This window comes from Desulforamulus reducens MI-1 (assembly GCF_000016165.1).
Taxonomy (GTDB): domain Bacteria; phylum Bacillota; class Desulfotomaculia; order Desulfotomaculales; family Desulfotomaculaceae; genus Desulfotomaculum; species Desulfotomaculum reducens.
The window spans coordinates 2,195,416-2,210,808 of the sequence record NC_009253.1 but is presented as its reverse complement, the minus strand read 5'-3'; the positions used below and the strand labels follow the sequence as shown (position 1 = coordinate 2,210,808).

At 38.7% G+C, this 15,393-nt stretch carries 14 protein-coding genes; 12 read left to right on the top strand and 2 right to left on the bottom strand.

Going from position 1 to position 15,393, the window contains the following annotated elements:
* Positions 1 to 193: 193 nt before the first annotated feature.
* From DRED_RS10705 to ligD, 8 genes are all read left to right on the top strand, one after another.
* Complete coding sequence (locus DRED_RS10705; RefSeq protein WP_011878335.1) at positions 194 to 1,594, top strand: MurT ligase domain-containing protein; 1,401 nt, start codon at positions 194 to 196, stop codon at positions 1,592 to 1,594.
* Positions 1,566 to 2,291, top strand: coding sequence for a type 1 glutamine amidotransferase (locus tag DRED_RS10700; protein WP_011878334.1), 726 nt, complete (start codon positions 1,566 to 1,568; stop codon positions 2,289 to 2,291). Before DRED_RS10705 ends, DRED_RS10700 begins: the two co-directional genes overlap by 29 nt.
* A gap of 103 nt (positions 2,292 to 2,394) precedes the next feature.
* Positions 2,395 to 2,550, top strand: a complete 156-nt coding sequence (locus DRED_RS19075) for a hypothetical protein (protein ID WP_198006891.1) — start codon at positions 2,395 to 2,397, stop codon at positions 2,548 to 2,550.
* 1,204 nt (positions 2,551 to 3,754) lie between these two features.
* Entirely contained in the window at positions 3,755 to 5,650 is a 1,896-nt protein-coding gene (locus DRED_RS10695; RefSeq protein WP_011878333.1) for a PrkA family serine protein kinase, read from the top strand.
* 5 nt (positions 5,651 to 5,655) lie between these two features.
* Entirely contained in the window at positions 5,656 to 6,810 is a 1,155-nt protein-coding gene (yhbH, locus tag DRED_RS10690; protein WP_041274588.1) for a sporulation protein YhbH, read from the top strand.
* A 5-nt stretch (positions 6,811 to 6,815) separates the two neighbouring features.
* A complete protein-coding gene (locus DRED_RS10685) occupies positions 6,816 to 8,228 on the top strand; it encodes a SpoVR family protein (RefSeq protein WP_011878331.1) in 1,413 nt (470 codons plus the stop codon).
* A 100-nt stretch (positions 8,229 to 8,328) separates the two neighbouring features.
* A complete protein-coding gene (gene ku, locus DRED_RS10680) occupies positions 8,329 to 9,171 on the top strand; it encodes a non-homologous end joining protein Ku (protein WP_011878330.1) in 843 nt (280 codons plus the stop codon).
* Between the two features lie 18 nt (positions 9,172 to 9,189).
* Entirely contained in the window at positions 9,190 to 10,140 is a 951-nt protein-coding gene (ligD, locus tag DRED_RS10675) for a non-homologous end-joining DNA ligase (RefSeq protein ID WP_011878329.1), read from the top strand.
* A gap of 26 nt (positions 10,141 to 10,166) precedes the next feature.
* On the opposite strand, the gene DRED_RS10670 is transcribed toward ligD, so the two are convergent.
* Positions 10,167 to 11,525, bottom strand: a complete 1,359-nt coding sequence (locus DRED_RS10670; protein ID WP_041274918.1) for a sigma-54-dependent transcriptional regulator — start codon at positions 11,523 to 11,525, stop codon at positions 10,167 to 10,169.
* On the bottom strand, positions 11,500 to 13,047 hold the full coding sequence (locus DRED_RS10665) for an ATP-binding protein (RefSeq protein ID WP_011878327.1): 1,548 nt from the start codon (positions 13,045 to 13,047) through the stop codon (positions 11,500 to 11,502). The genes DRED_RS10670 and DRED_RS10665 overlap by 26 nt, the downstream gene beginning before the upstream one ends.
* A 468-nt stretch (positions 13,048 to 13,515) precedes the next feature.
* Here DRED_RS10665 and DRED_RS19070 point away from each other — a divergent pair, with 468 nt between their 5' ends.
* From DRED_RS19070 to DRED_RS10650, 4 genes are read left to right on the top strand one after another with little or no spacing between them, the layout of a single operon-like run.
* The gene (locus DRED_RS19070) at positions 13,516 to 13,659 is read left to right on the top strand and encodes a hypothetical protein (protein ID WP_198006890.1); all 144 of its coding nucleotides are present in this window, start codon (positions 13,516 to 13,518) and stop codon (positions 13,657 to 13,659) included.
* Between the two features lie 45 nt (positions 13,660 to 13,704).
* Positions 13,705 to 14,199 carry a CBS domain-containing protein gene (locus DRED_RS10660; protein WP_041274587.1) on the top strand — a complete coding sequence of 165 codons (495 nt, stop codon included), beginning with the start codon at positions 13,705 to 13,707 and terminating at the stop codon, positions 14,197 to 14,199.
* Positions 14,200 to 14,232: 33 nt separating this feature from the next.
* The gene (locus tag DRED_RS10655) at positions 14,233 to 14,574 is read left to right on the top strand and encodes a hypothetical protein (RefSeq protein ID WP_156779642.1); all 342 of its coding nucleotides are present in this window, start codon (positions 14,233 to 14,235) and stop codon (positions 14,572 to 14,574) included.
* Between the two features lie 20 nt (positions 14,575 to 14,594).
* Positions 14,595 to 15,383, top strand: coding sequence for a WCX domain-containing protein (locus tag DRED_RS10650; RefSeq protein WP_011878324.1), 789 nt, complete (start codon positions 14,595 to 14,597; stop codon positions 15,381 to 15,383).
* Positions 15,384 to 15,393: the final 10 nt, after the last annotated feature.

The following is a 15,393-nucleotide window of genomic DNA, read 5'->3' as shown; positions in this document are numbered from 1 at the left end:
TAGACACTAAACTAAAGCTAAAGAAGTTTTAGGAATTGGTTGAATGCAATGGTAGAGGTCCAATCATGACCAGAGGGACAGAAAATTATTTTGTCTATGTAAACATATCGTAAGAATCAATAGATTACAAGATGAGTTTACCTTAACTTGGAAAGGGATAAAATAAAAATTAGAAAAACGGTGGGTTGCTTATATGAACATAAGACTTGTAATGGCAGTTTTAGCGGCCAAGTTTGCCGGCTTTGTTAGTCGCAAATTGGGTTGGAAAGGATCTTCGCTGCCCGGTGTAGTGGCAAGGAAAATCTACAAAGATACATTAGGAGATTTGGCTGGACAAGCTCGCAAGGGTGTTATAATGGTTACTGGCACAAATGGAAAGACCACAACTAATAATATGATTGCCAATGTTATTCAGAACGGGGGATACAAGGTGGTCCTAAACCAGGAGGGTGCTAATTTAATAACAGGTGTAACGGCCGCCTTTATTAAATACGCTGATTGGTTGGGACGGGTTGATTGTGACTATGCCTTGTTAGAAGTGGATGAAGCATCCTTTCCAAAGGTAGTTAAAGAAGTAAAACCGCAGATTGTTGTAGTAAACAATTTCTTTCGAGACCAGCTAGATCGTTACGGAGAACTGGATACAACTGTAAAAATGGTCAAGGAAGCTTTAAAAAGCCTCCTTGATGTACAATTAGTTTTAAATACAGACGATCCATTAGTTGCTCAAATGAAAGAAGCCACAGGACATAATGCCAGTTTTTTTGGGTTAGCACCAAACCAGCGTACGGGAAACGGAGCAAAGCAAACCAGAGAATCTAGGTTTTGCCCCCATTGTGGGAATGAACTATACTATCTTTCCTTTCAGTATAGCCAACTGGGTTCCTATGCCTGTGCTCAATGTGGATTTAAACGGGAAGACCCGGAGATTGAGGCATCCGATGTAATAAACCAGGGGATTGCCCTGCAATGTCGTATTCGCTACCCTGGTGGTGAAACAAAATTAGCCATTCATACACAAGGGTTTTACAACCTTTATAATGCACTGGCTGCTTTTACAGTGGGATATCTGGTGGGAATTGACAATGAACAGATTTTACAAGGACTTCTTAAATACAAACCCGCCATTGGAAGAATGGAAACTTTTAATTATAAAGGAAAGAGTGCCATATTAAATCTAGTTAAAAATCCCACGGGTTATAATGAGGGGATTACTACCCTCATGAGTCTGCATGGATCTAAAAATGTGTTTATGGCAGTAAACGATAACGATGCAGACGGTAGGGATATATCTTGGCTCTGGGATGTGGATTTTGAACATTTGGCCCAAGGGCATCAGAGTATTGAAACCTTTACCTGTTCAGGATTACGGGGTGAAGAAATGGCCCTGCGTTTAAAATATGCTGGAGTTCCCGTGGAGAAAATTACTGTAATTCAAGAAATGGATGCCGCCATTCTAAAAGCACTAGAAGATCCCGGAGAAAGTATTTACCTTTTTTCTACTTATACAGCCCTCTGGCCTGCCCAGAGAATATTGTTGGGGTTGGCAGAAAAGGAGGAACTAAATGTTAAAGGTTTGTCATCTATATCCTGATTTACTAAATTTATATGGTGACAGGGGAAATGTAATTGCCTTTGTTCAGCGCTGTTGTTGGCGAAAAATCCCCGTTGAACTTATAGAAGTTAATGTAGGGGAACCTGTGGATTTTAATGAGATTGATTTCTTGTTTCTTGGAGGAGGTTCTGATCGAGAGCAGAATTTAATGGCAGCGGATTTGCTACAAAGGAAGAATTCTCTAAAAGAAGCCATTGATAAAGGACTTGTGGTCTTAGCCATTTGTGGAGGGTATCAGATGCTGGGTCAATACTACTTAACATCTGATGGTCAGAAGATACCCGGCTTAGGTATTTTGGACCTTTATACGAAGGCTGGACAGCAAAGGCTCATAGGCAATGTTGTTTTAGAAATGAAGATTGCAAATCAATCTGTCAATGTGGTAGGATTTGAAAATCATTCAGGGCAAACCTTTATTGGTAATCTTGATCCACTTGGAAAAGTTCTTGTTGGTCATGGTAACAATGGACAAGATGGCTCGGAGGGGGCAAGGTATCAAAATGTCTTTTGCTCCTACTTACATGGACCTCTCTTACCGAAGAATAGCAAGTTTACAGACATGTTAATACAGCTCGCTCTTGAACGGCGGGGGATAAAAACGGATTTGATACCACTTGAGAATGAATTTGAAGAGGCAGCTGTCAAAGTAATGATAGACAGATATTTGAAAAAATAAATATTAAAATTAACAAGAAAAGCATTGTCATGCACCCTCTAATTTGCTACAATAATCACAAGATTAATACTGTATACAAGATACAAACATGAGGGGTGGTTTCATGCAATATTTATTGACGTGGATTGAGGGAGAAGAAGTTTGTTACAGTTTGGTACCCACTTTAAACATCGACCACTCACAGATGGATGACAAAAATTTAATCATTACAAAACTTGATGAAGAAAAACTTGAACAGGAAAAGAATTATCATCATTGATATTAAATGGTTACTTAAAGTTAATATGCTTGTAGAAAAACATAATGAAAATTGTTCTAGGGTAGTGTTGCAAAACTACGTTTTAGTAGCTAGCGATACTCCCTTATTAATGCATACGCAATCTGGACTGGGATTCAGTTATGTGTAATTCACCAGATACGGAATTCTGTGAAATATGTTTCCTACTGTATTTTATATAAGCTTTCACCTCTTTATTTCCTGTGGTTATTTGTTGGTACTTGTAACTTCTACCAGAACAGGGGTGAAGTCCTTTTTTTACCCTTCAGAAACCGCTAAAGCATCACATAGAATTAGCCGGGGCAAGGCATCAAATATTTAGTGAGTCTGCCATTTCGGCCATTACCTCTCATTCTAGAGGTTGGCCACGCCTGATAAATAACCTAGCTACCAACTGTCTATTGTCTGGATATCAGATGAAAAAGGAACCGATTGATGAGGAAGTTGTCCGATTGGCTGTCCAAGAAATGTCTATGTAAATTTTTAAGTTCGGTTACATCTAGTAGCCGAACTTATTTTTATGTTCATATTTTGTTAAACCAAAAGAATGTGCTATTGTGCAAAATTTTAATCCTTAGGTTAGGATAATTTGCAAAATCACCTGTTCAAGGCCTAAAATTGTACCAATTTATTTTGCAAGAGCTATGCTATTTTAATTTGCAAGTTCACAACCCCCCCTTTCTAGCAAACTTAAGTTACATTATATAATGGAAATAAAATAGAGAAAGCCCTGGCTCACATGACAGGGTTAACTCTCTCCATATGCAAATCAATTAATATTGTCTAACGCTCTTACCTGCTGAACTTAGCTGCTTCCTAAATATTTTTCTACTTGTCATCCGTTGTTTTATCTACACCTGTGCAATAATAATTAACACATCACGTACAGTCTTTATGTTCCTGTTTCTAAAATTCCCATCGCAAAAAACCGAAACAAGCTAGCCAAATATTTAAATTAACACTGACAAGGGGGAATTTTACAGGGAACCTTTTCTGCTTAGAAGAATAGAATAGTCAAAAGTTAAAAAATAGAAGGATTGGAATTAGTCGGGCACATACAATTTCTAAAATTAAAACCAAATTTTACATTTTATTACAAATCGTCTTTTTATATAAGGACCGGCATATAAATTCATATAGAAAGTCTTTGCCCTGCTAATTTCCACTGCAAAGGAGTGATAAAAGATTGGATTTTTTGAAACGTTTAGAAGATTACCGTTCATTAGAGAATAGTCTGGCCTGGGAAGGTACCTTTGAGGATTATATAAGGATTGTAAAGAAAAAGCCCTATGTAACCCAACTGGCTCATGCCAGAATATACAATATGATTAGAGAAGTAGGTGTGGAAGAAAAAGAGAGCGGGCGGGGTTATAAATTCTTTTCCAAAGAGATTTTTGGTTTGGATAATCCATTGGAAAAATTAGTGGAAGAATATTTCCATCCAGCTGCTCGGAGACTAGATGTCCGTAAGAGAATTTTGTTATTGATGGGGCCTGTCAGCGGTGGAAAATCCACACTGGTGGCAATGCTTAAAAAGGGACTAGAACAATTTAGTAGAACTGAAAAGGGAGCCCTTTATGGAATTAAAGGTTGCCCCATGCATGAAGAACCCTTACATTTAATCCCTAAAGAATTGCGGGATGACTTTTCTAAGGAATATGGAGTTTATATTGAAGGGGAACTTTGCCCTTCCTGTCGAATGATGTTGGAAACAGAATACGGCGGTAAAATAGAAAATGTACAGGTTGAAAGAATATTCTTATCAGAGGATGAACGGGTGGGGATTGGTACATTTACACCATCTGATCCCAAATCCCAAGATATTGCCGACTTAACCGGGAGTATCGATTTTTCTACCATTGCAGAGTATGGTTCAGAATCCGACCCCAGGGCCTATCGCTTTGATGGTGAATTAAATATTTCAAACCGAGGATTAATGGAATTTCAGGAAATGCTAAAATGCGATGAAAAATTTTTATGGAATCTGTTATCCCTTTCTCAGGAAGGAAATTTTAAAGCCGGTCGGTTTGCTTTAATCTATGCCGACGAGATGATCATTGCCCATACCAATGAAAATGAGTATCGGACATTTATCAGCAATAAGAAAAATGAAGCCCTTCAGTCCCGGATCATTGTCATGAAAATACCTTATAATTTGAAGGTTACCGATGAAGTGAAAATTTATGAAAAGCTTATTAAGCAAAGTGATTTAAACTCTATTCATATCGCTCCCCATGCCCTAAGGGTGGCAAGCATTTTTTCGGTTCTATCCAGGTTGAAGGAATCCAAGAAACAGGGGATGGATATTGTTAAGAAAATGAAACTTTATGATGGAGAAGATGTAGAAGGCTTCAAACAAAAGGATCTCAAAGAGCTTCATAATGAGGCCGTTGATGAGGGTATGAGTGGGGTTGATCCGCGCTATGTTATAAACCGCCTGTCCTCGGCGCTGATTCGAACAAACACGCAATGTATTAACCCTTTGGATGTACTTAGGGCTATTAAGGATGGACTTGATCAGCATCCGTCCATCACGCAGGAAGAGAAGGAGAGGTTGCTTAATTTTATCTCCGTAGCCAGAAAAGAGTACGATGAAATGGCAAAAAAAGAAGTGCAAAAGGCTTTTGTATATTCCTTTGAAGAATCAGCCAAGGTGTTGTTTAATAACTATTTGGATAATGTAGAGGCATACTGTAACGGTGTTAAAACCAAGGACCCAATTACAGATGAAGAAATGGACCCCGATGAAAAGTTAATGCGCTCCATAGAGGAACAAATTGGTATTTCGGAAAATGCTAAGAAAGCTTTCCGAGAGGAGATTTTAATCCGTCTATCCAGTTATGCCAGAAAAAATAAAAAATTTAACTACAACAGCCATGAGAGATTACGGGAAGCCATTGAGAAAAAATTGTTTGCAGATTTAAAGGATATTGTCAAGATTACAACCTCGAGCAAAACACCAGATGGCGAACAGTTAAAGAGAATTAATGAAGTAAGTGCACGGTTAATTGCTGAGCATGGATATTGTCCTGTTTGTGCCAATGAACTCTTGAAGTATGTGGGCAGTTTGTTAAGTCGCTAGGAGTGATGGCTTTGACCTATAATTTTATTATTACCAGAGAAGATTGGTCGCTTCACCGTAAAGGTGAAGTTGACCAACACCGTCATCGGGAGAAGGTACGCGAAGCAATCAAAAAGAACCTGGCGGATATTGTTAGTGAAGAAAGTATTATTTTGTCAGATGGGCGTAGGGTTGTTAAAGTACCCATTCGCTCATTGGATCAATATCGATTTCGCTATGATGCCAGGAAGCAAAAACATGCAGGGCAAGGAGATGGTAAAAGTAAAGTTGGCGACGTACTGGGGAGTGATCCTCAACAGTCTCCGGGTAATGGACCCGGAGCGGGGGAGGAAGCAGGCCATGATTACTACGAAGCTGATGTAACCATTGATGAGATAGAAAAAATAGTTTTTGAAGATTTGGGACTGCCCAATCTGAAAGAAAAAAAGAATAAACAATTGGCCTCAGAATCAATTGAATTTCGCGATGTCAGAAAGTATGGTATCCAAAGCAATGTTGATCGGAAAAGGACTATTTTGGAAGTCCTTAAACGCAATGCCTTAAAGGGTAACCCGGGTATTCATGGGATTACGCCGGATGATTTAAGATATAAAACATGGGAAGTTATACCAAAATATGAGTCCAGTGCAGTGGTACTAGCGATGATGGACACCTCCGGATCTATGGGTCCCTTTGAAAAATATATTGCCAGAAGCTTCTTCTTTTGGATGGTAAGATTTCTGCGTACTAAATACCAAAACGTAGAAATTGTTTTTCTAGCCCATCATACCGAAGCCAAAGAAGTAAGCGAAGATGAATTCTTTACCAAAGGGGAAAGCGGGGGTACGCGTTGTTCTTCGGTTTATCAACTTGCCTTAGACCTCATTAATACTCGATATCCTAAAGAAGATTACAATATTTATGCCTTTCACTTCTCAGATGGCGATAACCTTTCCAGTGATAATGAAAAATGCATACGCTTAATTGAAGAACTGTTAAACAAATGCAATTTGGTTGGTTATGGAGAAATAGAAGGTCCCTATTACTATACCAGTACGCTTAACTCATCCCTTAAAAAAATTAATAGCCCGTCCTTTGTTAGTGTAACAATTCGGGATAAAACAGGGGTATATCCAGCACTTAAAGCCTTTTTCAAAAAACCCGACCAAGGGGGAGGGTAGATGATATGAGAGATCAAATCAACGAGGAGTTACGTCAATTAGAAGAGAGTATTCCGAAAATAATTAAAATTGCTCAGGATTTTAAGTTGGATTTTTACCCGATGCGATTTGAAATATGCCCTGGGGAAATCATCTACACCTTTGGTGCCTATGGCATGCCCACTCGTTTTACACACTGGTCCTTTGGGAAATCATATCACAGGATGAAAACACAGTATGATTATAATTTAAGCAGAATCTATGAAATGGTTATTAATTCAGATCCTTGCTATGCATTTCTGTTGGAGGGTAATACCATCATTCAAAACAAAATGGTGGCAGCACATGTACTAGCCCACTGTGACTTTTTTAAAAATAATATTTACTTTAGCCATACAAACCCGAAGGATATCATTGAGTCCATGGCTGTAGCTGCAGAAAGATTTCGCCAATATGAAATGATTTACGGACAGCAAAAAGTAGAGGCTTTTATTGACTCAGTTTTATCGATCCAGGAGCACATAGATCCCCATAGAATGATAAAACGAAAAGAGCATTGCATAAACAAAACGAAAAACTGTTGTGGCAAAAAACAGGACGCAACCTATGACGACCTTTGGAAGTTAGATCAGCCAGAACATTCTTGTCAATGCCAGGGTGATTGCTCAAAGAACAAGCAGACCAAATTACCCGAACAACCGGAAAAGGACCTTCTCTTGTTTATTATGGAAAATGCCAGGGATTTGGAAGAATGGCAATTGGATATATTATCAACGATGAGAGATGAAATGCTTTATTTCTGGCCACAAATGCAAACAAAAATCATGAATGAGGGATGGGCCTCTTACTGGCATCTAAGAATAATGAGGGAAATGGAAATTAATGAGGCCGAAGCTATTGAATTTGCGAAGATGCATGCCGGCGTAGTTCTACCCTCCCGCAACAGCATTAACCCCTATTACCTCGGATTGAAAATGTTGGAAGATATTGAAAAACGCTGGGATAAAGAGTATGGAGAAGGGGCCGGCAGAGAAAAGTTGTTTGAAATAAGAGAGATGGACAACGATATTTCTTTCCTGCGAAATTACTTAACGAAAGAGTTAGTTGAGGAACTGGATTTGTACCTCTATCGGAAGATTGGCCATGAGTGGAAAATAGTGGAGAAAAACTGGGAAAAAGTGAGGGACCATCTGGTCTATAGTATGACCAATTCTGGATTTCCGGTTATTATGGTGGAAAATGGGGACTATGAACAACGGGGTGAACTTTATCTTAAGCATGCTTTTGAAGACCGGGAGTTGGATATTAAATATCTAGAAAAGACACTGGTGCATATCTTTAATCTTTGGAATCGACCAGTTTACATTGAAACTGAAATTGACAATAAAGCTGCTTTATTCTCCTTTGATGGAGCAAAGGGTAGTCGTAAATTTTTATAAATACCAAAGATCCACTCCCTAAATATAGGGCAGTGGATTTTTGTTATTCATTTCATTGCTAGAGTCGGGCATACTACAAGAAAAACAATGGAGGAGAACTATGAGACCCCTTTGGAAAGGTGCAGTAAGTTTTGGTTTAGTGTATGTGCCGGTTAAGATGTATGCCGCCACGGAAAAGAAAAGCATAAAATTTAATTATCTACATGATAAATGTAAAACACCCATTCAATATCGTAGGTATTGCCCCTATTGTAATACGGAAATAAACAACGAAGAAATTGTAAAAGGCTATGAATATGAAAAGGGTAAATATGTGGTGATGAAAGATGAAGACTTTGAAAACTTGCCTGGAGAAAAAACAAAAAGCATTAACATTGTTGACTTTGTTGATTTAACTGATATTGATCCTCTTTATTTTGATAAGGGTTACTATCTAGCGCCGGGTGAAGGGGGACAAAAGGTCTACGAATTACTAAAAAGATCAATGCAAGAAACTGGCAAAGTGGCGGTGGCTAAGGTTATCATTCGGGACAAAGAATCACTTGCTGCTCTTAGGGTGGCTGATGGTGTTCTTACTATTAATACCATGTTTTACCCAGATGAAGTAAGAAAACCAAGTGGTATTCCAGAATTGGACTATGAAATAGAACTTCACGAAAATGAATTGAAAATGGCAGTAAATCTTATTAATAATTTATCAGCACCCTTTAAACCGGAAAAATACACAGATGAATATCGTCAACAACTTTTAGAAGTGATCCAGGCAAAGATTGCTGGGGAAGAGGTAGAAGCAGTTCCTGCTGTCCAAACCGATAAAGTGGTAGATCTAATGTCTGCATTGAAAGCAAGTATTGATCTGGCCAAACAGGAAAGGGATAACGCATTAAAGAAAGATGCCACTAAAAAGAAAACCACCAGGACAAAAAAGGCCACGGCCTCGTAAAAGGGGACAAGGATTGGCATGAACAACAGTAAGTTACCAAAGGTAAAACCTATGTTAGCTGTACCAGCAGACCCCTTTGATAGCAATGATTACTTATATGAAATAAAATGGGATGGTTACCGTGGGTTAGTCTATCTAAGTGAGCAAACAACCATTCTCTCAAGAAATTTAATAAATCTCACGGAAAGGTTTCCCGAATTGCAAAATTTACATAAAAAAGTTATACAGAAACCAGCCATATTGGATGGAGAAATTGTAGTGCTGGAGGAAGGTAAACCATCCTTTAGCAAACTTCAATCTAGGGGAAAGATAACGGATGCTTTAAAAGTGAATCAGCTATCCAGACGTTTTCCTGTAAGCTTTATTGCCTTTGATGTTTTATACAAAGACGGCGAGAGTATTATGAATTTACCACTGGAGAGCAGAAAAAAAGTCCTTGAGGATATTATAGAGCCGGGAACCCATTTGATTGTATCTCAATATGTACATGGTTCGGGTATTAAATTTTATGAAGCAGTTCAGAAAGTTGGGCTTGAGGGAATGATGGCGAAACGGTTAGATAGTTTATACATGCCTGGGAAAAGGTCACCAGTCTGGAAAAAAGTACGCAATACTCATTCGGCAGAATGGGTTATTGCCGGTTGGGAAAAGGGAGAAGGTCACCGGCATCTAGGTTCCCTGATACTAGTTGGTTTTAATCAAGGTAAATGGATATACATGGGGAAGGTAGGGACCGGCTTTGGCAAAGATGACGAGAACAAATTATTGAGACTAATGGAACCATTAGAGATTGATGAATCGGTTTTTACTCCCCCTAGGGGAGAGTTTCGATCTCCTGTTTGGGTTAAACCGACATTAATTTGCGAAGTGACATTTACCGAAATCAGTCCAGAGGGTAGATTGAGGCACCCCAGTTATAAAGGACTACGGTATGATAAGAACCCGCAGGAATGCACAATAGATCAATAGTAAAAACACAACCGGGTGGTTGTGTTTTATATTTTTAGCCTATATTTTTGGGCTCTGTAAAGTAAGGCAGAGCGGGTTATACCCAGTAATTGGGCAGCCCGGGTTTGATTGCCATTGCTCTTTTCTAACGCTTTTAAAATTAATTCCTTTTCTACTTCATCAAAGGAAATTCCATCATCTGGGAAATTAATAATAAGGCCGTGGGTTGTTTCGTTTTTTACCTCATCTAATTTTTGAATTTCCTTTGGCAAATGGTGAGGTTTTATTTCATTACCCTGAGCTAAAATAATAGATCTTTCAATAACATTTTGTAACTCGCGGATATTGCCGGGCCATTCATAGGATATCAATAATCCCATGGCCTCGGGGGACATACGTTGCTCCTGGGATGGATTGAATTTTTTAATGAAATGCATAGCTAATAAGGGTATATCTTCTGTTCGTTCCCTTAAGGGCGGTAAATGGATGGGTAAAACATTCAGCCGGTAGAACAAGTCCTCTCTAAAGGTACCCTTTCTGATACATTCCATGGGGTCTCTGTTAGTTGCGGCAATAACCCTTACGTCAATTTTTATACTATCAGTCCCGCCCACTCTTTCGAATTCCTTTTCCTGTAATACTCGCAGAAGTTTTACTTGCATAGATAGGGGCATCTCTGTAATTTCGTCCAGGAAGAGGGTTCCTTGATTAGCTAACTCAAATCGTCCCAATTTACGTGCCACTGCTCCAGTAAAAGCTCCCTTTTCATGACCAAACAATTCACTTTCCAACAAAGATTCTGGAAGAGCTGCACAGTTAATGGGGACAAAGGGTTTATCCCGACGTGAGCTTAGTTGATGTATAGATAGAGCAGTAATTTCTTTGCCAGTTCCACTTTCCCCGGTAACTAGAACTGTGGCATTACTATCGGCGACCTTTTCAATTAGGCCACAAACATCATGAATTGCCTGACTATTTCCGACAATTTGACCATACTTTTTATTTAACTCTGATCGCAAAAAAGTTACTTCTTCTTGCAAATGATTAACCATCAAAGCCTGTCGAATCACCATTTTAAGTTCATCAAGGTCAAAGGGTTTAGTAATATAATCTGTTGCTCCCAGTTTCATAGCCTCAATGGCAGTATCAATGGTTCCATGGGCTGTAATCATAATGATAGGAAGCTTTGGCATTAAATCCTTAGCCTTAACTAGTACCTCTAACCCGTCCATTTCTGGCATTTTTAAATCCAGAATGACCAGTGAGGGAGTTTCTTTACGAATAATATCAAGTCCGTGCTTCCCTCGGGTAGATGTAAAAACCTGATATCCCTCCTGCATGAGTCCCTTCTCTAAGGCCCAGCACATATGCTCTTCATCATCAATAACTAGAATTTTGTTCAATATCAACACGTCCTTCCTGTGGGCTGGATTTGGGCAAGCATACATTAAAGGTAGTTCCGGTGGGCGACGTGCTTGACACCCAAATAGCACCCCCGTGCATACGGATGATCTGGTGGCTAATTGCAAGGCCTAATCCAGCACCATCATCCTTAGTGGTGTAAAAGGGGTCGAAAATTCGTGGCAGGTCTTTGGGCGAGATACCTTTACCAGAATCAGTAAATTGAACCTGTATCGTGTCCTTTTCAGCAAAAGTATTAATTGTTAGATTGCCGCCACCCGGCATTGCTTGGATAGCATTTAAAATTAAATTTACAAATACTTGTTTGATACGATCTGAATCAATATTGGCTTTAGGTAAGTCTTTTGTAAACTCCCTTACTAATTGGATGTTATTTTGTCTGAGGATAGGGTAAGTAAAAGTGAGAACGGATTCAAGTAATCCATTTAAATCAATAGGGCTTACGATTGGTTTGCTGGGTCTCCCGAAATCTAGCAGTTCCTGAATTACTTTATTTCCCCGGTCGATTTGCTCACAAATGACCTTGGTGTAATCCTTTATGCCTTCCAGATTTTTATATTCCCCGTCCATCACTTGGACCGTAGCCCTAACAATTCCCAGAGGGTTCCTTAATTCGTGAGCTACGCCAGTAACCAATCGCCCTAGGGCAACCAGCCTTTCTGAGCGCATTAATTCCTCTTGAAGTCTTTTCTTCTCCTTTAATGAATCAGCTAAGTTGTTGATGGCCTGAACAACTTCTCCAATTTCACCGGGCATAGCCGGAAGCCGCTTATCAAGGTCTTCCTCCATACCCAAAAGCCCCTTTTTAATTACTCTAACCTCAGTGGCTAAGTTATGGATTACATACAAGGCGGCTCCTAGGCCAAAGATGAGCCCCAAAAGGGTGAGATATCTAGCGATGAGGCTAAACTGTCGGCTTTGGGCAAAAACCGGATGAACACGTTCATCTGCCCATGCTACGGCGATTAGTTTTCCTTGATATGTTACAGGCATCAAATATTCAAAGGTTTGATCTCCAAGTGAACCAGTAATGCGAGATAAAGGTTCTTTTGTAGCTGATACGGCAGTTAAACCTGAAGCTGCTTCGTTTAAAACACGCTTTTCGCGAACCTTTATTTCCTCTGGAGTCATAGGGCGATATTGGTGAAGGAAACCGTAAACATATAAATCCTTGGTTTCTGGAATATATAGCCCCATGCGAACGCCTGGGTTGGCGTCTGCCAGTGATTTTGCCGTTAATTTGAAGGTGTTGGCTAAAATTTGTGTACTTTTTGAATTAATGATAAGTGTTTCGCCGGGAAGCTTATTAAGGTAACTATTTAAATCCCTCACAGTTGCCTTTACCATAGTACCCAGTCGCTCTTCTTTGGTTTTTAATAACATCTCATCCTTAGCACCAGAGAAAAAAATATCATACACCATCACAAGAATTGGAATTAATAAAATGGCAGAAACTAGAACCATTATTTGTGTGGCAAAGGATTTATTTTTAAAAATTTGCAGCAAATCCATCCCTCCTTGTTCCGTTGCATAAAATCATACAATTAAAATTATGCCTGTATAAAATCAGACAGCACTAAAGGAATTGTTACGTTGGTCACAAACCAGCGCGAAAATAGGTTTTTGTCTAGAAAGAAAGTAACCTGTGATGGATAAATCATTGTGTAAAACCATAAGTGTATGTTAACAAACAATCTCCATACTCAAAGAACGTGATTTGATGCGGTTTTTATTGGCATGAAGTTTGCATTTAAAATAATTAACAGACAACTGAATATTGTCTTGTTTTGTAAAGATTTGAACCACATTATAGCATATTTTTAGAATTCTAAAAAAGAAAATGTTTGATATTAATCAAAAAAAATTTACCATGTAAAACGATTTAAATTTATTGCTTGAAAACAAACAAAAGTCTGTTTTGCGACAGCAAAAGGTAGGGAAATAAGTTACTATTTTTCACATGGGGGGGTTCCTATGACGAGTGCTCAGTTTATTGAATGGGTACAAGAAAAATTTAACTCTTGTAATGTTCATAATGAAATGGAAACCAGTGAGCTTATCCGGGAGGTAATTAGGAAGTATTATTCCCTGGGGCAAGATGAGAAGCAAAATAATTAATTTTTTATAATATGATTAGTTTGCTTGCGAAGGGTGTGAGAACTGGTGCCCCGTAATGTCGAAAAAAAGGTTAGGGACATCATGGTACCAATTCAGGATTATGCAACTGTATTTTTAGAGAATACCTTACGAGACGCCATGTTTGTTTTAAAAAATACATTCTATTCCGGACATATGGCTGGATCACAGGCCCACCGATCGGTACTTGTATTTGATAATAAGAAACAATTAGTTGGGACTCTTAGTTTCCGTGATATTATTACTTCTCTTCAAATGTATTGTGATGGACCTCAACACTGGGAAGGACTGTTCGCCCGAATTTGTTTAAATCAAGCAGGCAAGAAGGTAAAAGATATTATGAGGCCAGTTGAAAAAGAACGACTTCAAGCAGAGGATTCCATATTGGATGCTATCTACATGCTAACCAGTAAAGGGCTAGAGTTGGTTCCAGTGGAGGAAAATGGAAATATTATTGGAATGGTGAGGCCCGTTGAAATTTTTAAAGAAGTAAGTGAGTTAGTGGAAGCAAATGTTTTTTAGAGTGAGGGGTAAAATATGAATTTCAAATCTTGCATGGAAACCCAAGAAATAACGGAAGCTCAGTTAAAGAGCTTGTTGCCCCCAAAAGTACATTCCATACTACCTGATGAATTTACTGGGATCCTAGATAAAGCAATAACAGCAGGAAAACTATGTGTTACATACCCACATTTAAATCAAAATGCAGTAATGATTAGTATGGTTCTGCGAGAATTGATCGATAAAGAATTTATTAATTTTGAAATCAACAGTATATTAGCAACTTTAGAAAATATAGACGTGGAAGAAAGCTTGAAAATTCTTCAGATATTAGTAGAAGCTGAAACGGATTTTGCATCCGGTGAAGCGAGGATAATTCGGTATTTCTATCATTAACAAGTAACGGGGTGGTTTTGTTGGATAAAAATTCTACCCGAAAAGCTAAACACAATCATTCTCAAAATTTGGAGATTGTGTTAAAGGAATTAAGAAATTTTAGTGACAGGGGAGGCGCTCCTCTGGAATATTTGGCACTGAAATGTGGTGTAAGTACAAGACAGATCTACCGTTATTTGAATGAACTGCAAAATCTGGGGTACGAAATACTTAAAACAACTCATCATGATTCTGAATTTCCCGGGGGATATACCATACGGGAGAAAGAACGGGAGTCTGCGGCGGAACTTCTATTAATCAATATGTTATCGGATCTGGATATTTTAAAAAATGAAATGCAGTACGCACGGTTTTTTCTTAAAGAAATATTAATACGAACATGGATGAGTCGGGTTGGAATTATTATTCCCTTTGATATCCCAATATGCTTTTTTGACAGTGAAGATGCAGTGTGCGCCAGTCGCCAGACTATGGTCGTGTCCAAAACCGTTGAAGGGTCTTGGGAGGATATAAAGATTAAAGTATCTGCCAAGGTACTTAGCAATGTCTGTCAATTGCTGGCTGGAGACATTAGTTCAAAACAAAAACTCAAAGATGGTACGTTTATGTTACAAATCTATACCAAAAGAGGCCGGGAAATGATTGGTCTTTTAACCATGTGGGGAAGTGAAGTGGATATTATTGAACCGGGATGGCTTCGTTATAAGGTCCTTGAGAACTGTAAAAATATCCTTCATGCCAATAGGCTAAGAAGGATAGATAAAAATGATATGTATTCTACAAAGAGCAAGTATTTAATCAGCTATTAAAAAAGGAGGA

Coding starts and splice junctions, on each gene's coding strand:
- DRED_RS19075 (WP_198006891.1), top strand. CDS start 2,395: ATGCAATATTTATTGACGTGGATTGAGGGAGAAGAAGTTTGTTACAGT.
- ligD (WP_011878329.1), top strand. CDS start 9,190: ATGAACAACAGTAAGTTACCAAAGGTAAAACCTATGTTAGCTGTACCA.
- yhbH (WP_041274588.1), top strand. CDS start 5,656: ATGGCTTTGACCTATAATTTTATTATTACCAGAGAAGATTGGTCGCTT.
- DRED_RS10685 (WP_011878331.1), top strand. CDS start 6,816: ATGAGAGATCAAATCAACGAGGAGTTACGTCAATTAGAAGAGAGTATT.
- DRED_RS10705 (WP_011878335.1), top strand. CDS start 194: ATGAACATAAGACTTGTAATGGCAGTTTTAGCGGCCAAGTTTGCCGGC.
- DRED_RS19070 (WP_198006890.1), top strand. CDS start 13,516: ATGACGAGTGCTCAGTTTATTGAATGGGTACAAGAAAAATTTAACTCT.
- DRED_RS10700 (WP_011878334.1), top strand. CDS start 1,566: ATGTTAAAGGTTTGTCATCTATATCCTGATTTACTAAATTTATATGGT.
- ku (WP_011878330.1), top strand. CDS start 8,329: ATGAGACCCCTTTGGAAAGGTGCAGTAAGTTTTGGTTTAGTGTATGTG.
- DRED_RS10655 (WP_156779642.1), top strand. CDS start 14,233: ATGGAAACCCAAGAAATAACGGAAGCTCAGTTAAAGAGCTTGTTGCCC.